Source organism: Pseudomonas sp. SDO52101_S400 (assembly GCF_054071635.1).
The window spans coordinates 47,614-67,874 of record NZ_JBSVWF010000012.1 but is presented as its reverse complement, the minus strand read 5'-3'; the positions used below and the strand labels follow the sequence as shown (position 1 = coordinate 67,874).

Below are 20,261 nucleotides of genomic sequence, written 5' to 3'. Positions count from 1 at the left end.
GGTCGATGAGCGTTTCTCTCCACCAGCGACGAAGCCAGCACGGCATGGTGTTATTGGTCAGTCTGGTGTTTCTGTTGCTCCTGACCGTGATCGGTCTTTCATCGATGCAGAGTGCCAACCTGCAGGAAAAAATGGCCGGCAGCGTCGGGCTGCGCAACCAATCGTTCCAGACCGCCGAGGCGGCGTTGCGCATTGGTGAAAGCGCGGTGCAACTGGACAGTTATTCACTGGCGGTGTGTGCCAACACCACGCAATGCGCGCCGCCGGCGGAGTCATCGGTGGTCAGTTCAGCGGGGCTCAATTCCACGTCGGGCGTCAACTGGATTGCCGCCGGCAGCGGCTTCTATGGGGTGCAGAACATCGGCACCACTCTGACGGCGGTGAACGTGCCGAGCAATACCTCGGCGACGCTTTACCGGGTCACGGCGGTCGGCATCGTCGGCAGTTCACGTAGTGTGGTGGAGAGCGTTTATGCGAAGTATTGAGCGACGCTCTGGCGGGTGGGCCCGGTTCATGGGGCTGTTATTGGGCCTGTATCTGGCGGCGCCAGCGTATGCCTTCACCCCATCCGACTCGCCACTGTTGAGCGCGGCCGCAGTACCGCCGAATGTCATGCTGCTGATCGACGATTCGGGAAGTATGAACAGCATCATCTACGCCACCGGTTTTGATCCGACGGTGACCCGCACGCCGGCACGCCAGTGCAACGCGGTGCTTGGTTTGTGCCTGTCATCGACGGCAATCACCGGTGATCCGGTATTTCTGTCGAGCCTGCCGACCTCCGGCTGCTCCGGCGGTGCCTACGCGTTCTACAACAACAGCCTGACGCCGTTGTGCCTGAAGCTGCCGGACCCGGTGGGCGGTGGAAACACCCGCTATTACGGGGATTACATCGCCTACGTGGTCGGCCTCGCCATCAACAACGGTACGCGTGATTTCACCACCGGGGCCATTCCCAACGACTACCGGATCAACGTCGCACGCAACGTTTCCACTGCGCTGGTGACCAGCAACCGCAACCTGCGCATCGGCCTGACGACATTCAACCCGGCCACCAGCAACAACCCGGGCAACGGCGGGTACATTGCCCGCTCCATCAGCGACCTGTCGCCGGTCAGTGGCAGCGTGACCCAGGCCCAGGCCGACAGCAACTACAACGCCCTGATCTCATCGATCAATGGCCTGAGCGCCGTGGCCAACACGCCACTGGCGGAGACCTATTACGAAATCACCCGCTACATGCGCGGTATGGCGCCGTACTACAACAACACGCCAAACACCTACACCAGCCCGATCCAGTACCGCTGTCAGAAAAACTACGGGGTGGTGATTACTGACGGCCTGCCGACCTACGACCGCACATTCCCCAGCAACGATCCCCTCGGGGGCAGTCGCCTGCCGAACTGGGACGGGGTCAACAATGACGGCAACAACCTCAACGGTGACAACGAGGGCGATACGCTGTACCTGGACGACATCGCCAAGTTTGCCTTCGACATCGACATGCGTTCGACCGGTGTCGATGCGGCCGGCAAGAGCTGGAGTTCGGCAGACTTTCCCAAGCAGAACATGAACACCTATACCGTTGGCTTCACCGCCGATAACGATATGTTGTCGGACGCGGCGGCGTACGGGCAGGGCAGGTATTACCAGGCCACCGACAGCGCCGGTCTCAACACAGCGTTGTCGGCGGCATTGAGCGACATCACCTCCAGGGCAGGTTCCGGCGGCAGCGGTGTCACCAGCGGCACCACGCTGGCGAGCGGCAGCAGTTATTTTCAGACCAGTTATGACCCCAGGGACTGGCGCGGCACCATCAAGTCGTTCGGTTTCACTTCGGCCGGGACGGTGAATACCTCAACGGTGCTGTGGACAACCGATACCGCCATCGTTCCCGGTGCGGTGGCGCCGACTTATCAGTCGTGGAATACCTCCAGCAATGCGGCCGTCACCCTGGCCTACGGTAACTTCTCGGCCACCCAGCAGACTTCGCTCAGCCAGAGCCTGCCCACCGGCATCAGTGGCAGCGATCTGGTGGAGTGGAGCAAAGGCACCAACAAGACCGGGCTCAAGGTACGCAGCGTGCTGTTGGGCGACATCATCAACTCGCCGCTGGTGCTGGCCTCGCCCTCGGACAAGACTGCTTCCGACCTGTCGGGTGACACCACCTACACCAGTTACCTGACTACCAAAGCCGCGAACATGAACGCCAGCCTGGTGGTGAATGCCAACGACGGTTTCGTCAGCGTCATCAACTCGGCCAATGGCACCCGGCGTTATGCCTACATGCCATCGAGCGTGTTGCCATCATTGCGGCTGATCGCCGACCCGAACTACATCAATGGCGTCAGTCACAAGTTTCTGGTGGACGGACAGGTCGGTGTCTACGACGCTCAGTTCGGCAGCGCCTGGAAAACCCTGGCCATCGGCGGGGCCGGGGCCGGTGGCAAGACCTTCTATGCGCTGCAACTGTTCGACGCATCGGCAGGGAACATTCTCAATGCGCTGTGGGAAGTCAGCGCTCCTGCCACAGCCAACACGGCCAACACTTTCAATGATCTGGGTTATGCCTACGCCCGGCCGGAAGTGGCACGCTTGGCCGATGGTCGTTGGGCGGCCTTCATCGCCAACGGTTACGGCAGCAACTCGGGAGTTGCGGCGTTGTATGTGCTGGATGTGCGCGATGGTTCGTTGATCAAGAAAATCGTCATCGACAGCACGGAAACCACCAATGGCTTGTCCTCGGTGAAGCTCAAGGTCAATTCGCAGAATGTGGTGCAGGCTGCCTATGGCGGAGATTTGAAGGGGCGGCTGTGGAAGTTCGACCTGAGCGCCACCACGACCGACGGCTGGGGTGTGGCGTTCTCCGGCAAACCACTGTTCACGACGGCGGGCGGGGCGACTCAACCGATCACTGCGCAACCGCTGTTGGCGGACAATTCATTGGGCGGCAAACAGATATTCGTCGGCACCGGCAAGTTCAATGAAACCGCCGACAAGACCAACAAGGATCTGCAGGCGTTCTACTCGGTGTGGGATGCCGACGGCGGTTCGGGCCAGCTCACGGTCAGCAGTTTGCAGGCGCAAGCCATTACCGGTGTGTTTTCCGGCAGTTCGGGGCAGTTCGTCACCACGACCCAGAACGACACGACGTATCCGGCGGAGAAGGGCTGGTACCTGCCGCTGGTGTACAACAACGTATTGACGGGTGAGCGGGTGATCAATCAGGCCAGCCTGGTACTCGGGCGCATCGTATTCACCACGGCCAGTGTCGATACCACTGACCCGTGCTCCAGCTTCGGCACCGGCAAACTGGTCGAACTCGATGCTTTCAGCGGTAAGATGCTCAACTATGCGGTGCTCGACACCAACGCCGACGGCGTGGTCGACAGCAACGACACGATTTCCAGCGGCGTGGTGTTCAGCGGCGGCATTCCGACCCTGAACGCCATCGTCAATGGCGCAACGCGCAAGATCGTGAACGATTCCAGTGGCGGTATCACCACCCTGGTGGAAAAATCCGGCGGCGGCAGCCGTCGTATCATGTGGCGACAAATACAGTAAGCGAGAGTTGAGGCATGCGCAGATCCGTCCGAGGATTCACCCTGATCGAAATCATGATCGTGATTGCGATTATCGGGATCATCATCACCATTGCCGCACCGAGCTATACCGAATACCTGAAAAAGGGCCGTCGCGCCGAGGTGGTATCACTGCTGTCGGAACAGGCGCAGACTCTCGAGCGCTTCTACACCAAGAACAATGTCTACACCGGTATCACCGGACTCAGTACGGGCAACGATTTCTACACCATCACGCCGACCATTGCTGACCAGACCTTCCTGCTGACCGCGACCCGCAAGGCCGGTACGACCATGGCCGGCGACAAGTGCGGGGACTTCACCCTCACCAACACCGGTGTGCGCAGTATGAACAACGCGACAACCGGGCTGACCTCCAAGGATTGCTGGGGCCGCTGAGCCGCTTTCATTCGGGTGCCTTTTGCGCCCGCTGTCTTTTTTACGGTTGGAACAAACATGACCAGGCAACAGCAAGTGGTGATTGTCGGTGGCGGGGTGATTGGCCTGCTCACCGCGTACAACCTCGCCTCCGAGGTACGCAGCGTGGTGCTGCTGGATCGTTCGAACGTCGGTCAGGAATCGTCCTGGGCCGGCGGCGGCATCGTTTCTCCGCTGTATCCATGGCGTTATAGCCCGGCGGTCACGGCGCTGGCGCACTGGTCGCAGGATTTTTATCCACAGCTGGGCGAGCGTTTGTTTGCCGACACCGGCGTCGATCCTGAAGTGCACACCACCGGCCTGTACTGGCTGGACCTGGACGACGAAGCCGAAGCGCTGGCCTGGGCCGAGCGAGAAAACCGTCCGCTGCGGGCTGTGGATATCTCGGCGGCCCATGACGCGGTGCCGGTACTCGGCGGCGGATTTTCCCGGGCGATCTACATGGCCGATGTGGCCAACGTACGCAATCCTCGGCTGGTGAAGTCTTTGAAAGCGGCGTTGCAGGCGCTGCCGAACGTGACGATTCACGAGCAGTGCGAGGTCAGCGGGTTTGTCCGCGAGGGCGAGCGGGTTGTCGGTGTGCAAACGTCGAAGGGCGTGATATCCGGCGATCAGGTGGTGCTGACGGCGGGGGCATGGAGCGGTGAATTGCTCAAGACTCTGAATCTTTCGCTGCCGGTTGAGCCGGTCAAGGGTCAGATGATTCTCTACAAGTGCGCGGCGGACTTCCTGCCGAGCATGGTGCTGGCCAAGGGGCGTTACGCGATCCCGCGCCGCGACGGGCACATCCTGATTGGCAGCACGCTGGAGCACGAAGGTTTCGACAAGACTCCAACCGACAACGCACTGGAAAGCCTCAAGGCCTCGGCGGTGGAATTGCTGCCGGCGCTGGCGGATGCCGAAGTGGTGGGGCATTGGGCCGGGTTGCGTCCTGGCTCACCGGAGGGCATTCCCTATATTGGGCGGGTGCCGGGGTTTGAAGGCCTGTGGCTCAATTGCGGGCATTACCGCAACGGGCTGGTGCTGGCGCCGGCGTCGTGCCAGCTGTTTGCCGATGTGATGCTGGAGCGGACGCCGATCATCGATCCAGCGCCGTATGCACCGACTGGGCGTATCTAGCCCTTTATTTCTCGGTGACTGGCAAATCGCTTTCGCGGGCAAGTCGAATCGTCGCACCGCCGCTCCCACAGTTCTGTGGCGTCCTCAAATTTGAGTGAAACGCTGAACCCTGTGGGAGCGGGCTTGCCCGGGAAGGGGCCCTCAATCCAGGCCCAGCTTCTTCAGTCGATAGCGCATCGAGCGAAACGATAGATTCAAGCGCTGCGCAGCCGCCGTGCGGTTCCAGCGTGTCTCTTCCAGCGCCTGCAGGATCAACTTGCGCTCGACGTTCTCCAGATAGTCTTCCAGGTTGTCGATCTGCGTGAGATCAGCGATGCCTCCCTCGACCGCGCAATTACCTTCACTCAGACGCAGGTCGTCAGCTTCGATCATGCGGTTTTCGCACAGTGTGTGCGCACGTTCGAGGACATTCTCAAGCTCCCGGACATTCCCCGGGAAGCGATAGTTCTTCAGGGCCTCAAGCGCTTGCGGATGCAGGCGGGTAGAAGGCTGACCAGTGCCGTGGGCCAGACGCTTGAGCATATGGGAGGCCAGCGCTTCGATATCGTCACGACGTTCACGCAGGGACGGTACGCGCAGTTCGATCACGTTCAGCCGGTAATACAGATCCTGCCGAAAGCGCTCGGCGGCAACTTCCGCGTCCAGGTCCTTGTGGGTGGCGCAGAGAATGCGCACATCGACCACGGTTTCCTGCTGGCCGCCGACGCTGCGCACGGCTTTTTCCTGAATCGCCCGTAACAACTTGACCTGCATCGACAGTGGCAGGTCCGCCACTTCATCGAGAAACAGCGTGCCGCCATGGGCTGCCTGGAACAGCCCCGGTTTGTCCTCCACTGCACCAGTGAAACTGCCTTTGCGATGGCCGAAGAACTCGCTTTCCATCAACTCTGAAGGGATCGCCCCGCAGTTCACCGGCACGAACGGCTGGCTGGCGCGTGGGCCTTGTTCGTGGATCAGGCGTGCGACCAGTTCCTTGCCACTGCCGGACTCGCCGCTGATATAGACCGGCGCCTGGCTGCGGGCCAGTTTGTCGATCTGTTTGCGCAGGTCGCGCATCGGCTGCGAGTCGCCGAGCAGGCGTCGGTCAATCGAGGTGCAGACACCACCGGTCGCCGGCATGCGCAATGCCGTGGCGACCAGTTCACGCAGACGCGTCAGGTCCACCGGTTTGGTGAGGAAGTCGAAAGCCCCGGCCTTCAAGGCGTTGATCGCTGTTTCCAGGCTGCCATAAGCCGTGATCATCGCCACGGGCAATTGCGGATAGCGTTGTTGAATGTGCTGCACCAGCTCCAGCCCGGTGCCGTCGGGCAGGCGCATGTCGGTCAGGCACAGGTCGAAGGTGTCGCGGTGCAGCAATGCCCGGGCTTCGCCGAGGTTGCGTGCGCTGAAAGTGTCGAGTTTCATCCGTCCCAGGGTGATTTCCAGGAGTTCGCGGATATCCGGTTCGTCGTCGACGATGAGGATTTTTTGCCGTGGGCTCGTGTTCAACTTTGTTTCCGTCCGTGAGCAAAGGTGATGCGAAAGCAGCCGCCGCCTTGGCGTGGTTTGAAGTCTAGGCGGGCCTGGTTGCTTTCGCACAGCTCACGGGACAGATAAAGCCCAAGGCCGGTGCCCTGGCTGCTGGTGGTAAAAAAGGGTTCGAACAGATGGGCCTGCTGATCCAGCGCCACGCCGGGGCCGTTGTCCTGTACTTCGAGTACGGCCAGTTGGCTCTCCGGGTCAATGAATAGCCGCAGCCAGACCTGCGCCGGGTCGTGCAACAGCGCGCTGTGCCGCCAGCCGTTGCGCAACAGGTTGTCGAGAATCTGCGTCAGTTGGCCCGGGTCCATCAGAGTGCGGAAATCCCCGGATTCGATGCTCAGATGAATCCGCTGGCGCTCGCCGGCCTGTTCCCGGCTTTCCTCGACGAACTGCACAAGCCACGGCTCGAGATCCAGCCGCTGCGGCGCGCTCTGCTGGCGGCGGGAGAGTTGCAGGACGTTTTCAATGACTCGGTTCATGCGCTGGGAGTGATCCTGAATGATCTGCGTCAGACGCCGATCCGCGCCGTCGAGTTCCTCGGACTCCTGCAACAGCTGCGCGGCATGACTGATGGCGCCCAATGGGTTGCGGATCTCGTGGGCGATGCCGGCGGTCAGGCGTCCGAGGGCGGCGAGCTTCAGCTGCTGGGCCTGCTGGGCGATCTGTGCGAGGTCTTCGAGAAACACCAGAGTCTGACGGTTGGGGCTCTGTTCCAGGGCGATGAAACTCGGTTGCAATTCCAGGCCATTGGCGGCGATTTTCAGGCTCTGTGGTCGCAGGGTCGGGTTGTTCAGCCACAGGTGCAGGCGTTCGACCAGCGCAGTCGAATAGTCATCGATCAAATGGCCTTCAAGGGGCGACTGCGCGAGCAGGGCTCGTGCGCTGTGGTTCGCCAGTTGCACCCGGCGTTGCTCGTCGAGCACCAGAATGCCGGTGCGCATGCGTTGCAGGATCAAGGCGTTGAGGGCTTCGAGGCTGACCACCTCACTGGCCCGTTGTTCGGCCAGGGTTTCGCTGACTTCGAGGCGGCGGATCAAGCCTTGCACCAGCAGGGCTCCGGCAAAACACAGGGCGCCGAGGGTGCCCGCTTGCAGGTATTCGTTGGCGCTCAAGGGATGGCTGAAGCTCAGCAGGAAGCTGAGGCCGACAATGCCGAGTGCGCCGATCGCCGCAATCAGCACGCCGATACGGCGCCGCAGCAAGGTGTTGCTGATGGCCACCGAGACAATCAGCAAATTACCGATCGGGCTGGCCACACCGCCAGCGGCGTAGAACAGCCCGCACAGCAGCAGGATGTCGGCCAGGGCCAGCCCGAACAACTGGGCCGGGCGGCGGATGTTCTCCAGAAACACCACCAGCAGGATATTCAGCACCAGGTACAACCAGCTGCCATTACGCAGCAACTCGTCGTCGGCCGACGTCAGCAGGCGGTTGTCCATGTTGCTGGAAATCAGCAACACCAGAGTGATGCCGACGCTTAAACGGTAGAGGTGATAGAGGCGCAGCAGTCGCTGGGCCTGTTTGCGAGTGGCGTTGGCGGCCTCAGCGATCACTGGAGCCTGGGCCTTGCTCGAGGTGAGCCTGGCTGCAATACCACTGTTGTCGAAGACTCAGCGCACGGTCGCGTGGCAGGTGCACACCGCAATGGGCGCAACGCACCATCGGCGCGGCATCCTGTTCGCGAGGGGATTGCGTCGGCGAAGCAGGAGCCTTGAATTTGCGCCACAACCAGACGGCGGCGGCGATCAGGGCGATCCAGAACAGTAAACGAAGCATGATGGGCGGCTTTTTGGCTGATGATCCGGCAGTTTAGCCAAGGACCCGGCAGGCGCACAGCTCAATAAAACGCGGCAATAAAAAAGGGAGATCCGAAGATCTCCCTTTTTGGCATCACCGAAGTGATCAGTCGAACAGACCGAAGGTCATGTAACTGAAAATGGAGCGGTCGCTGTCGCTCGACTCTGCTTGCGGTGGCTCGATCACGTCGCCGTTTTCGTCTTTAGGCTTGAGCTCGTTCGGGATCGCGTCTTTCGCGTCCTGGAACTGCTTCTGCACGTCCTGGTTGGCGCGGGTTTCTCCCGGCGGCAGCGGCGGACGGGATTCGATCAGGCCCAGAGTGGCCTTGCTCAGCCACGAACGGTTGTCGGCTTCGGCGACCGACGGTACGAACTGACCGTCTTTCAGGCTCGGGTGGTTCGGGTAGTTGAGCTTCAGGGTTTCCAGGCTGGAAGCTGCCAGTTCGTCCAGGTGCAGACGCTGGTAGGCTTCGGTCATCACCGCCAGGCCGTCGCCGACCGATGGGGTTTCCTGGAAGTTTTCCACTACGTAACGACCACGGTTGGCAGCGGCAACGTAAGCCTGACGGGTCAGGTAGTAGTCGGCCACGTGGATTTCGTAGGCTGCCAGCAGGTTGCGCAGGTAGATCATGCGCTGCTTGGCGTCCGGCGCGTAGCGGCTGTTCGGGTAGCGGCTGGTCAGCTGGGCGAACTCGTTGTAGGAGTCGCGGGCAGCGCCAGGGTCACGCTTGGTCATGTCCAGCGGCAGGAAGCGCGCCAGCAGGCCGACGTCCTGGTCGAACGAGGTCAGGCCCTTGAGGTAGTAGGCGTAATCGACGTTCGGGTGCTGTGGGTGCAGACGAATGAAGCGCTCGGCAGCGGACTTTGCAGCTTCCGGCTCCGAGTTCTTGTAGTTGGCGTAGATCAGCTCCAGCTGCGCCTGATCCGCGTAGCGACCGAACGGATAGCGCGATTCCAGAGCCTTCAGCTTGGCTGTGGCGCTGGTATAGCTGTTGTTGTCCAGGTCCTGTTGAGCCTGCTGGTACAGCTCGGCTTCACTCAGGTTTTCGTCTACGACTTCCTTCGATGAGCAAGCAGCGGTCAATGCGAGGATGGCGATCAGCAGCAGGTGTTTCACTTGCATGGCGGCTTGCGTCCCTATGACGGCCGCTGTCTTGGGCGGGGCCGTCCTGTTATGATGAGCGCCCCGTTGAAAAGCCCCGGGGCAAAAGACGCCGTATTTAACCACAAGCGCGCAGCCGAAACCAAAGGCTGTAGCCGACGCCCAGTCCGAGCATGTCCGATAAAATTGAACTTCGCGCAGAGGTGCCGTCCGAATTGGGCGGCCAACGCCTCGATCAAGTCGCCGCCCAACTCTTCGCAGAGCACTCACGCTCGCGCCTTTCCGCCTGGATCAAAGAAGGTCGTCTGACTGTGGACGGGGCGGTCATCCGCCCGCGCGACATCGTTCATGGCGGCGCCATCCTTGAGCTGACCGCCGAGCAGGAGGCCCAGGGTGAATGGGTCGCTCAGGACATCGAGCTCGACATCGTCTATGAAGACGACGACATTCTGGTGATCAACAAGCCTGCGGGCCTGGTGGTGCACCCGGCTGCCGGTCACGCCGATGGCACTTTGCTCAATGCCTTGCTGCACCATGTGCCGGACATCATCAATGTCCCGCGTGCCGGTATCGTGCATCGTCTGGACAAGGACACCACCGGTCTGATGGTGGTGGCCAAGACCATTCAGGCGCAGACCAAACTGGTTGCCCAGCTGCAAAGCCGCAGCGTGAGCCGGATCTACGAGTGCATCGTGATCGGCGTAGTGACGGCCGGTGGCAAGATCAATGCCCCGATCGGTCGCCACGGCCAGCAGCGTCAGCGCATGGCGGTGATGGAAGGTGGCAAGCCGGCCGTCAGCCACTACCGCGTGCTGGAGCGTTTCCGTTCGCACACCCACGTACGGGTGAAGCTGGAAACCGGTCGTACCCACCAGATCCGCGTACACATGGCGCACATCAACTTTCCATTGGTCGGTGATCCGGCGTACGGCGGTCGTTTCCGCATTCCGCCAGCGGCGAACCCGACCATGGTCGAGTCCCTCAAGCACTTTCCGCGTCAGGCCCTGCACGCGCGTTTCCTGGAGTTGGACCATCCGACCACCGGTGAGCGCATGAGCTGGGAATCGCCGTTGCCGGAAGATTTCGTCTGGCTGCTGACCCTGCTCAAGCAGGATCGCGAGGCATTCGTCGGATGAACTGGCTGACGCCGGACTGGCCCGCGCCGGCCAGCGTCAAGGCTTGTGTCACCACCCGCGAGGGCGGCGTCAGCGAGGCGCCGTTCGACAGCCTCAATCTGGGCGATCATGTCGATGACCGCCCTGAGGCCGTCGCCGAAAACCGTCGGCGTCTGACCGAACACTTCTCTATAAAGCCTGCCTGGTTGCAGCAAGTGCACGGGATTGCCGTGGCGCATGCCGATCCATCCATCGTGGCAACGGCGGATGCCAGCTGGACTGCAACACCCGGTATCGCTTGTGCGGCTATGACAGCCGATTGCCTGCCGGCGTTGTTCTGCGATCGTGCCGGTACTCGAGTGGCGGCGGCTCATGCAGGTTGGCGTGGGCTGGCGGCCGGCGTGCTGGAAGCCACCCTCGACAGTCTGGACGTACCCGCCGAGGACATTCTGGTCTGGCTCGGCCCGGCCATCGGCCCGCAAGCCTTCGAAGTCGGCCCGGAAGTCCGGGAAGTCTTCATCAATCAGTTGTCCGAAGCCGCGACAGCCTTTGTCCCGAGCCACAACGCGGGCAAGTTCATGGCCGACATCTATAAGCTGGCGCGACTGCGTCTGGCGGTTCGCGGTGTCACGGCTGTTTATGGTGGCGGTTTCTGTACCGTGACCGATCCGCGCTTCTTTTCCTACCGTCGTGCATCACGTACCGGTCGCTTCGCCTCCCTCGTTTGGCTTGAGGCGCCCAGCCTCACAAATACTGTTTCTTTTTGACGGCGTCTGTTTACGTCATGCTGCGTTGCCGCTCCTCGCCATAGCGGGCTATGACTCGTCGCGGCGCCTTGCCTGACGAAAACAGCCACTCGTCAAAAGAGAAACGTATTTGCGAGGCTGGGCGCCCTCTAAGCTTGTCTGACCTGCATCAACTCCCTGACGCTTGAATCTTCCAGAATCGACCGCATGTATAGCGGTATCTGGCAGGTTTCTTTATTCAGGATGGTTTTTTAGGTCCGGCCTGCTCAAAAGGAAGGTGACCCATGCGTATAGACCGTTTAACCAGCAAATTACAGTTGGCGTTGTCCGATGCCCAATCCCTGGCTGTCGGCCACGATCACCCGGCCATCGAGCCGGCGCATTTGATGCAAGCGATGCTTGAACAGCAGGGTGGTTCGATCAAACCCTTGTTGATGCAGGTGGGCTTCGACGTCAACAGCCTGCGCAAAGAGCTGACCAAAGAGCTCGATCAATTACCGAAAATCCAGAACCCGACCGGCGACGTGAACATGTCGCAGGATCTGGCGCGTCTGCTCAACCAGGCCGATCGTCTGGCCCAGCAGAAGGGCGACCAGTTCATTTCCAGCGAGCTGGTGCTGCTCGCCGCGATGGACGAGAACAGCAAGCTCGGCAAGTTGTTGCTTGGCCAGGGCGTGAGCAAAAAGGCTCTGGAAAATGCAATCAACAACCTGCGCGGTGGCGAAGCCGTCAACGACGCCAACCACGAAGAATCGCGTCAGGCACTGGATAAATACACCGTCGACCTGACCAAGCGCGCCGAAGACGGCAAGCTCGACCCGGTGATCGGTCGTGATGACGAAATTCGTCGCACCATTCAGGTCCTGCAACGGCGGACCAAGAACAACCCGGTACTGATCGGCGAGCCAGGTGTGGGTAAAACCGCGATTGCCGAAGGACTGGCCCAGCGCATCATCAACGGTGAAGTGCCGGATGGCCTCAAGGGCAAGCGTCTGCTGTCCCTCGATATGGGCGCGCTGATTGCCGGTGCCAAGTATCGTGGTGAGTTCGAGGAACGCCTGAAAGCGCTGCTCAACGAGCTGTCGAAGCAGGAAGGGCAGATCATTCTGTTCATCGACGAATTGCACACCATGGTCGGCGCCGGCAAGGGCGAAGGCTCTATGGATGCTGGCAACATGCTCAAACCGGCGCTGGCCCGTGGCGAGCTGCATTGCGTCGGCGCGACCACGCTCAACGAGTACCGCCAATATATAGAGAAGGACGCAGCCCTCGAGCGGCGTTTCCAGAAAGTGCTGGTGGACGAGCCGAGCGAGGAAGACACCATCGCGATCTTGCGTGGCCTCAAGGAGCGTTACGAGGTTCACCACAAGGTGGCGATCACCGACGGCGCGATCATCGCGGCGGCCAAGCTCAGCCATCGCTACATTACGGATCGGCAGTTGCCGGACAAGGCGATCGATCTGATCGACGAAGCGGCCAGCCGCATCCGTATGGAAATCGACTCCAAGCCGGAGGTGCTGGATCGTCTGGAGCGTCGCCTGATTCAACTGAAAGTCGAATCTCAGGCGCTGAAGAAAGAAAGCGATGAGGCGGCGATCAAGCGCCTGGAAAAACTCCAGGAAGAAATCGTCCGTCACGAGCGTGAATATTCGGACCTGGAAGAAATCTGGAATTCGGAAAAAGCCGAGGTTCAGGGTTCTGCGCAGATTCAACAGAAGATCGAACAGTCCCGTCAGGAACTGGAAGCCGCGCGCCGCAAAGGCGACCTGAACCGCATGGCCGAGTTGCAGTACGGGGTGATCCCGGATCTGGAGCGCAGCCTGCAAATGGTCGACCAGCACGGCAAGAGCGAGAACCAGTTGCTGCGCAGCAAGGTGACCGAAGAGGAAATCGCCGAAGTCGTTTCGAAGTGGACCGGTATCCCCGTGTCGAAAATGCTCGAAGGCGAGCGCGACAAGCTGATGAAGATGGAAAGCCTGTTGCATCAGCGTGTGATTGGCCAGGACGAAGCGGTGGTCGCAGTGGCCAACGCGGTGCGGCGTTCCCGTGCCGGGTTGTCCGATCCGAATCGTCCGAGCGGCTCGTTCATGTTCCTCGGCCCGACCGGTGTCGGTAAAACCGAGCTGTGCAAGGCGCTGGCCGAATTCCTCTTTGATACTGAAGAGGCGATGGTGCGAATCGACATGTCCGAGTTCATGGAGAAACATTCCGTGGCGCGGCTGATCGGTGCGCCACCAGGCTACGTGGGTTATGAAGAGGGCGGTTACCTGACCGAAGCGGTACGGCGCAAGCCTTACTCGGTGATCCTGCTGGACGAAGTCGAGAAGGCCCACCCGGACGTGTTCAACATCCTGCTGCAAGTACTGGAGGATGGGCGACTGACCGACAGCCACGGCCGTACGGTGGATTTCCGCAATACCGTGATCGTCATGACCTCCAACCTGGGTTCGATGCAGATCCAGGAACTGGTCGGTGATCGTGAAGCGCAACGTGCAGCAGTGATGGATGCGATTTCCACCCACTTCCGTCCGGAGTTCATCAACCGGGTCGACGAAGTGGTGATCTTCGAGCCATTGGCGCGGGATCAGATCGCGGGCATTACCGAGATCCAGCTGGGTCGCCTGCGCAGTCGTCTGGCCGAGCGCGAGCTGAAGCTGGAACTGAGCCCGGAGGCGATGGACAAGCTGATTGCCGTCGGTTACGACCCGGTCTATGGCGCACGGCCGCTGAAGCGGGCGATCCAGCGCTGGATCGAGAACCCGTTGGCGCAGTTGATCCTGTCGGGTCGCTTCCTGCCGGGCGAGACCGCGACTGGCGTTGTGGAGAACGACGAGATCACGTTCAACTGACACCTGAAGGTGGTGACGTAAGGAAGGCCTCGCACTGCGAGGCCTTTTTTTTCGTTAGGCTGTTGAACTCAAAGGAAAAGGCTTGTAAAGTGCGCCCCGCAGTCAGTCACCAACACGGTTTCAGCTCACTGGGCAGAAATCTGAAATAAGTTGCAAATCATTAACTTGAAAGCAATTTAGGGGGTTGACAGAGGTGTTCTAGGTTGTAGAATAGCGCGCCTCAGACACACGAACGCAGCGATGCGAAAACGGTGTCGAGAAGCTGCAAGTTTCACCGTAGTAAATTGAAATATGTAGTTCCGTGATAGCTCAGTCGGTAGAGCAAATGACTGTTAATCATTGGGTCCCAGGTTCGAGTCCTGGTCACGGAGCCAATTTCAAGCCGGGGTATAGCGCAGTCCGGTAGCGCGCCTGCTTTGGGAGCAGGATGTCAGGAGTTCGAATCCCCTTACCCCGACCATTTTTGGGTCGTTAGCTCAGTTGGTAGAGCAGTTGGCTTTTAACCAATTGGTCGTAGGTTCGAATCCCACACGACCCACCATTTTTGAAACCAGGTAACACTGGGATCGAATCTTAAGATCAGAGGCCAAAAGCGCTGATCGAAGAAGGCGATCTTTGAAAGGTCGCCTTTTTTTTACCGGGGTATAGCGCAGTCCGGTAGCGCGCCTGCTTTGGGAGCAGGATGTCAGGAGTTCGAATCCCCTTACCCCGACCATATTAAAAATCCTCGTATCGAAAGATACGGGGATTTTTTTTGCCCTCCGAAAATGTTTCATTCAAGTCGTCGTACAACTTGCCGATAGCCCGCTAACAAAAGGGGCCTGCCACCGATCGCCCCTTGAATCCGGCCAATACAAGAAAAAGGGCGTTCGTCATGTTGCTTCGTCAGTTGAATATTGCTCCCCGTGCCGCCCTGGGTTTTGCCCTGATCGCTGTGCTGGTGGCGTTGCTCGGCGTTTTCGCCCTGGGGCAAATGTCGAGCATCCGCCAGAGCGAGGTCGCGGTGGAGAATCAGTGGCTGCCGAGCATTCGCGGTGGCGACGAGATTCGCGAAATCATGCTGCGCATTCGCACCATCTCCCTGCGCATGGCGCTGGACCAGGATCCGGCCAATATCGCCACGTACCGCAGCCAGATGGACACCCGGGACAAGGAACTGAGCGAGAAAATCGCTGCCTACGACCGTCTGGTGACCACACCGGAAGGTCAGCAGTTGTATGAACAGTTCAAGAGAACCTTCGCCGCCTATCGCACCGGGATCGCTCAGTCTTTCACCCTCGCCGAGCAAGGCAAGCGCGACGAGCTGACCAAGCTGCTGCTGGTGGACATGAAAACCGTGGTCGACGGTTCCGGCAAACAACTGAACGACCTGGCGGATCTGTTCGCCCGCCAGGTCGCCGCCGAAAGCCAGAATTCTGCCGCCCACTACGAAACCTCGCGCACCATCGTGAGCCTGTTCATTGCTCTGGCGGCGCTGGCGACGGTGGCCCTGGCCATGTTGCTGACTCGCAGCATCGTTCGCCCTCTGAGCGTCGCCGTCGACGCCGCTGAGTACGTTGCCAGAGGCGATCTGACCCGTCCGATCGAAACCCACGGCAATGACGAAGTCAGCCGGTTGCTCAAGGCACTGGCGACGATGCAGCAGAACCTGCGCGAAACCCTGCAGGGCATCAGCGGCTCGGCGACGCAACTGGCGACCGCCGCCGATGAGCTCAACGCCGTCACGCTCGACAGCACCCAAGGCCTGCAACAACAGAACAACGAAATCGAACAGGCTGCCACCGCCGTCAACGAGATGACCACGGCGGTCGAGGAAGTCGCACGCAATGCGGTGTCGACCTCCGACGCGACGCGCCAGTCCAGCGAGTCGGCGCATCTGGGGCAAGAGCGGGTCAGTGAAACCGCCAGCGCCATCAACGCCTTGGCCAATGACGTGCAGCACACCGGCGAACTGGTGCAATCGCTGGCCAACCAGTCGCAAGACATCGGCAAGGTGCTGGACGTGATCCGCGCGATCGCCGAGCAGACCAACCTGCTGGCACTCAACGCCGCCATCGAGGCGGCGCGAGCCGGGGAAAGCGGACGCGGGTTTGCGGTGGTCGCCGACGAAGTCCGAGCACTGGCCTATCGCACGCAGCAATCGACCCAGGAAATCGAACAGATGGTTCAAGGCATGCGCAACGGCTCAACTCTGGCGCTGGAGTCGATGCAGGCCAGCGCCTCGCGTGCGTCCACCACGCTGGTGCTGGCCGAGCGGGCCGGCGAGGCGCTGCAAACCATTACTGCTTCGGTGCACGAGATTCATGAGCGCAACCTGGTGATCGCCAGCGCCGCCGAAGAACAGGCGCAAGTGGCGCGGGAAGTGGATCGCAATCTGGTGAACATTCGCGATCTGTCGGTGCGCTCGGCGGCCGGTGCCGATCAGACCAGCGCTTCCAGCCATGAACTGTCGCAACTGGCCAACGCATTGCAGGGCATGGTGCGGCGCTTCCAGCTGTAATTGCGGCAGACGTAAAAAAGCCGCGCTTTTCGTCAGAGAAAGCGCGGCTTTGTTTTGTCGGGACAGATTGGAAAATCAGGCACCGTCCTGGTCTTTCAGGTGTTCGAACAGGCCTTTCGGCATTTTCTTGCCGTTGGCTTCGAAGTTGGCTTTGACGTTGTTGTAAGCCTCTTGCTCGTCGATGAAACCATCGTGGTTGGTGTCGATCTTGTCGAAGTCAGACTTTGGCGCGACTTTCAGAAACTCGGCACGCGAGACCTTGCCGTCGCCATCGGTGTCGGTCTTGGCCATCGACGCATCGCCGCATTTGCCTTCACCGCATTTGCCTTCCGGGGTTTTCACCGAGGTCTCGGCCGAAGCGACCATATAGCCCTGGGCCAGCGGTTGCGCGGCGAACACCGAGCCGGACAGCATCAGGCCGCCAGCCAGTACGGCACCGACCAGGCCAAGGGAGGTTTTGCCAATTTTCGAAGTGCGGGTCATTTCATTCTCCTTCGGTTGCACTGCGCAACCACACGTTAAGGGCGATCAGCCGGAGCAGGTGTGCTCGGGTGTGGCCATTAAGCGGTGGCGGTGTATCGCGTCTGTGTCGAGGAGCGGGGGCGTTTGTAAGCGAAGGTGAGGAAAGCGGGGGCAGATACAGTAAAAGACAAAACCCTGTGGGAGCGAGCAGGCCCGCCCCCACAGCGTTTTACATCAGTGCAGCTTCAGGCGCGGCTCGGTGCCGCGTCCGATCTTGCTGCCGAGCATCAGCATCGCCGTGCGGAACGGGCCGTACAGCGCCATCTGGTGCATGCGGTACAGCGAAACGTAGAACATCCGCGCCAGCCAGCCTTCGAGCATCACGCTGCCGGTCAGGTTGCCCATCAAGTTACCCACAGCCGAGAAACGCGACAGCGAAATCAGCGAGCCGTAGTCGGTGTATTTGTACTCCGGCAGGGTTTTGCCTTCGATGCGCAGTTTCAGCGACTTGGCCAGCAGCGACGCCTGTTGGTGCGCGGCCTGGGCCCGTGGTGGAACGTTGCGATCCGAGCCCGGTTGCGGGCAGGCGGCGCAGTCACCGAAGGCGAAAATGTTTTCGTCGCGGGTGGTCTGCAAGGTCGGCAGCACTTGCAGCTGGTTGATGCGGTTGGTTTCCAGGCCATCGATGTCCTTGAGGAAACCTGGTGCGCGGATCCCGGCAGCCCAGACTTTCAGGCTGGCCTTGATCTCGTTGCCATCGGCGGTGATCAGGCTGTCGGCGGTGACCTGGCTGACCGACGCGTTGGTCATCACATTGACCCCGAGTTTTTCCAGGGTCTTGTGCACCGGCCCGCTGATACGCTCCGGCAGGGCTGGCAGCACCCGTGGCCCGGCTTCGATCAGGGTGATGTGCATGTTTTCCGGTTTGATCCGGTCCAGGCCATAAGCCGCCAGTTCATGGGCGGCGTTATGCAGCTCGGCCGCCAGCTCGACGCCCGTGGCGCCGGCGCCGACGATGGCCACGCTGATCTGCTGGACCACATCGGTTTGCCCGGCGTGAGCACGCAGATAGTGATTGAGCAATTGCTGGTGGAAACGCTCGGCCTGTTTGCGGGTGTCGAGGAACAGACAGTGCTGCGCTGCGCCCTGGGTACCGAAATCGTTGGTGGTGCTGCCGACCGAGATCACCAGCGAGTCATAAGGCACTTCCCGCGCCGGAACCAGTTCCACGCCGTTTTCGTCGTAGGTGGCGGCGAGCTGGATCTTTTTCTGCTCACGGTCAAGCCCGCTCATGCGCCCCAGCTGGAACTCGAAGTGGTTCCATTTGGCCTGGGCGACATAGTTGAGTTCGTCTTCGGAGGAGTTCAGCGATCCGGCAGCCACTTCGTGCAACAGCGGTTTCCAGATGTGTGTCAGGTTCGCGTCGACCAGCATGATGCTGGCGGTGCCGCGCTTGCCCAGAGTCTTACCCAGACGGGTAGCCAACTCCAGACCGCCGGCGCCGCCGCCGACAATGACAATACGATGGGACATAGGGATAGCTCGCAAGGTTTTTAAAGGAAATCGGTGCGGTTACCCGAGCGAGCGCGATGCAGCTCATAGCGTCAGGTAACTGATAAATCGGCTCAACAGGCCCAGACCAATGGTCGCTGCCAATACCACCACCAGGAGCATCCACGGCCGGAAAGGCCGGCGCTCGACTCGGTGCTGGGACAACTGCAGGTACTCTTCGACATGCTTCTGGTCTTCAGGGTTCAGGCGACTGGTCATATGAGGCCTCGTCAGGTAGACGTTGCTGAATGTGAACAAGCTACAGCGGTTTTCAACCGGGGTTGAAGGGAGCATAGCCACTGTCCGGCAGCGGTTCGACATGCACGCTGTCATCGAGGCGAATGATCCCGCTTTGTAACACTCGCGCGGTGATTCCGCCATGCCCGCGCACGGCCTGGAAGGTTCCGGGACCGAGGTTGTTCTGCAGACGCGCGCACGGCTGGCACCAGCCGGTGGTTTCGAAGATCGCCTGGCCGATGCGAAAACGTCGCCCCTTGAGGCTGAACAGATTGATTCCGCTTATAACGAGATTGCGCCGCAGATCTTCAGGCCTGAACGGTCGCTCCGCCGGACGCCCCATCAAGGCGCTGATCACCGCCAGGTGCTCCCACTGAATCAATGTTACCTGCCGCGCATTGCGCACGCCGGGGCGGGCGTGATCGCCGGTCAGTCCGGCTTCGAGCCGCGCCTCCACAGCGTCCAGTTCGATCATCGGCCCACGGGACTCGGGGCGCACACCTATCCAGCGCACGCGCCCGGTTTGCGGTACATCGGCAATCAGTTGCTGAAGTGGTGTCACAGGCTGATCCCGACATCGAACACGATGCTGCGACCCAGGTTGCTGCGCAGGAAATCCGGTGCATCGGGGTGGGCGAACAACACGCGGGCGAACGTCGGCCCGACCAGTGACAGCGAGCGCCAGCCCTGACGCAAATATTCGGTGGGCGGTGGAAAGTGGCTGTTGAGGTCGAGCACTTCGCGCTTGAGGCTGGCGAAGGCGATGATGTCCAGCTCACCCAGGTCCATGCCGCGTTCCTTGTAGTTGTGCGCTTTCTTGCGCAAGGTCGGCGCGAGCCTGAGCAGAAACTCGTTGGCCGGAATCCGCCGTGGCTTGGCCTCGCGGCGCACCAGTTGGCTCAGGGAAAACGCGCTGCGTCGACGTTGCAGTTCGTCGCGCCATTCGTCATTGAGGCGGCGGCCTTCATCGAGGACGAAAAACACCTCGAAGTTGGCATCGCGAAACAGCACGTCCGGTGGCTCACCGGCGGGGGCGAATTCGTCGGCGCGATACGGAATATTCAAGCCTTGCAGCAGGCGCTGGCAGACCCAACGCTCACGCTCCCATTTGCGGGCATTGGACAGGAACGCGTTGGCTTGCTCGGCCGCGATGGTCAGCAGGCGTAAATAATCTGAGTCATCCATAGGCCCAAGCTTAGCGTTCAATTGCGACAAGCAGAAAGCTTTGCATCGGCAGTTTCACC

At 60.6% G+C, this 20,261-nt stretch carries 17 protein-coding genes, 4 tRNA genes and 1 pseudogene; 13 read left to right on the top strand and 9 right to left on the bottom strand.

The window, feature by feature from the left end:
* Positions 1–5: 5 nt before the first annotated feature.
* Genes ACW9HX_RS08550 through thiO form a run of 4 tightly spaced genes read left to right on the top strand, consistent with a single transcriptional unit; the run spans position 6 to position 5,138 of the window.
* Positions 6–485 carry a pilus assembly PilX family protein gene (locus tag ACW9HX_RS08550; protein WP_457380245.1) on the top strand — a complete coding sequence of 160 codons (480 nt, stop codon included), beginning with the start codon at positions 6–8 and terminating at the stop codon, positions 483–485.
* Entirely contained in the window at positions 472–3,564 is a 3,093-nt protein-coding gene (locus ACW9HX_RS08545; protein WP_457380244.1) for a pilus assembly protein, read from the top strand. The genes ACW9HX_RS08550 and ACW9HX_RS08545 overlap by 14 nt, the downstream gene beginning before the upstream one ends.
* Before the next feature lie 14 nt (positions 3,565–3,578).
* Positions 3,579–3,980 (top strand): type IV pilin protein, encoded by a 402-nt coding sequence (locus ACW9HX_RS08540; protein ID WP_457380243.1) that lies wholly within the window; start codon positions 3,579–3,581, stop codon positions 3,978–3,980.
* A 57-nt stretch (positions 3,981–4,037) separates the two neighbouring features.
* Entirely contained in the window at positions 4,038–5,138 is a 1,101-nt protein-coding gene (gene thiO, locus ACW9HX_RS08535; protein WP_457380242.1) for a glycine oxidase ThiO, read from the top strand.
* 141 nt (positions 5,139–5,279) lie between these two features.
* On the opposite strand, the gene ACW9HX_RS08530 is transcribed toward thiO, so the two are convergent.
* From ACW9HX_RS08530 to ACW9HX_RS08515, 4 genes are all read right to left on the bottom strand, one after another.
* Entirely contained in the window at positions 5,280–6,626 is a 1,347-nt protein-coding gene (locus tag ACW9HX_RS08530; protein WP_457380241.1) for a sigma-54-dependent transcriptional regulator, read from the bottom strand.
* Positions 6,623–8,212, bottom strand: coding sequence for a sensor histidine kinase (locus ACW9HX_RS08525; protein WP_457380240.1), 1,590 nt, complete (start codon positions 8,210–8,212; stop codon positions 6,623–6,625). Before ACW9HX_RS08525 ends, ACW9HX_RS08530 begins: the two co-directional genes overlap by 4 nt.
* Positions 8,202–8,435, bottom strand: coding sequence for a PP0621 family protein (locus ACW9HX_RS08520; protein ID WP_457380239.1), 234 nt, complete (start codon positions 8,433–8,435; stop codon positions 8,202–8,204). Before ACW9HX_RS08520 ends, ACW9HX_RS08525 begins: the two co-directional genes overlap by 11 nt.
* A 126-nt stretch (positions 8,436–8,561) precedes the next feature.
* Positions 8,562–9,578 (bottom strand): outer membrane protein assembly factor BamD, encoded by a 1,017-nt coding sequence (locus tag ACW9HX_RS08515; protein WP_457380238.1) that lies wholly within the window; start codon positions 9,576–9,578, stop codon positions 8,562–8,564.
* Positions 9,579–9,730: 152 nt separating this feature from the next.
* Here ACW9HX_RS08515 and rluD point away from each other — a divergent pair, with 152 nt between their 5' ends.
* From rluD to ACW9HX_RS08470, 9 genes and pseudogenes are all read left to right on the top strand, one after another.
* Positions 9,731–10,693 carry a 23S rRNA pseudouridine(1911/1915/1917) synthase RluD gene (gene rluD, locus ACW9HX_RS08510; protein ID WP_457380237.1) on the top strand — a complete coding sequence of 321 codons (963 nt, stop codon included), beginning with the start codon at positions 9,731–9,733 and terminating at the stop codon, positions 10,691–10,693.
* On the top strand, positions 10,690–11,439 hold the full coding sequence (gene pgeF, locus ACW9HX_RS08505) for a peptidoglycan editing factor PgeF (protein WP_457380236.1): 750 nt from the start codon (positions 10,690–10,692) through the stop codon (positions 11,437–11,439). Before rluD ends, pgeF begins: the two co-directional genes overlap by 4 nt.
* A gap of 263 nt (positions 11,440–11,702) precedes the next feature.
* Positions 11,703–14,267, top strand: coding sequence for an ATP-dependent chaperone ClpB (gene clpB, locus ACW9HX_RS08500; RefSeq protein WP_457380235.1), 2,565 nt, complete (start codon positions 11,703–11,705; stop codon positions 14,265–14,267).
* A gap of 298 nt (positions 14,268–14,565) precedes the next feature.
* Positions 14,566–14,641: transfer RNA gene (locus tag ACW9HX_RS08495), tRNA-Asn, on the top strand.
* Positions 14,642–14,650: 9 nt separating this feature from the next.
* A tRNA-Pro gene (locus ACW9HX_RS08490) sits at positions 14,651–14,727 on the top strand.
* 5 nt (positions 14,728–14,732) lie between these two features.
* Positions 14,733–14,808: transfer RNA gene (locus ACW9HX_RS08485), tRNA-Lys, on the top strand.
* A 97-nt stretch (positions 14,809–14,905) separates the two neighbouring features.
* Positions 14,906–14,982: transfer RNA gene (locus ACW9HX_RS08480), tRNA-Pro, on the top strand.
* A gap of 159 nt (positions 14,983–15,141) precedes the next feature.
* Positions 15,142–15,912, top strand: a pseudogene (locus ACW9HX_RS08475) (MCP four helix bundle domain-containing protein); the annotation flags it as partial.
* Complete coding sequence (locus tag ACW9HX_RS08470; protein ID WP_457380273.1) at positions 15,904–16,767, top strand: methyl-accepting chemotaxis protein; 864 nt, start codon at positions 15,904–15,906, stop codon at positions 16,765–16,767. The pseudogene ACW9HX_RS08475 and the gene ACW9HX_RS08470, both read left to right, overlap by 9 nt.
* A gap of 75 nt (positions 16,768–16,842) precedes the next feature.
* Here ACW9HX_RS08470 and ACW9HX_RS08465 read toward each other — a convergent pair whose 3' ends face one another.
* From ACW9HX_RS08465 to ACW9HX_RS08445, 5 genes are all read right to left on the bottom strand, one after another.
* Positions 16,843–17,250: an HvfA family oxazolone/thioamide-modified RiPP metallophore gene (locus tag ACW9HX_RS08465; protein WP_096820884.1), complete on the bottom strand. Its 408-nt coding sequence runs from the start codon at positions 17,248–17,250 to the stop codon at positions 16,843–16,845.
* 213 nt (positions 17,251–17,463) lie between these two features.
* On the bottom strand, positions 17,464–18,762 hold the full coding sequence (locus ACW9HX_RS08460; RefSeq protein ID WP_096820885.1) for an NAD(P)/FAD-dependent oxidoreductase: 1,299 nt from the start codon (positions 18,760–18,762) through the stop codon (positions 17,464–17,466).
* 63 nt (positions 18,763–18,825) lie between these two features.
* Complete coding sequence (locus ACW9HX_RS08455; protein ID WP_065261571.1) at positions 18,826–18,999, bottom strand: DUF3094 domain-containing protein; 174 nt, start codon at positions 18,997–18,999, stop codon at positions 18,826–18,828.
* A gap of 52 nt (positions 19,000–19,051) precedes the next feature.
* Positions 19,052–19,579: an MOSC domain-containing protein gene (locus ACW9HX_RS08450; RefSeq protein ID WP_457380234.1), complete on the bottom strand. Its 528-nt coding sequence runs from the start codon at positions 19,577–19,579 to the stop codon at positions 19,052–19,054.
* A complete protein-coding gene (locus ACW9HX_RS08445; RefSeq protein ID WP_003228301.1) occupies positions 19,576–20,202 on the bottom strand; it encodes a DUF1780 domain-containing protein in 627 nt (208 codons plus the stop codon). The genes ACW9HX_RS08450 and ACW9HX_RS08445 overlap by 4 nt, the downstream gene beginning before the upstream one ends.
* Positions 20,203–20,261 lie beyond the last annotated feature (59 nt).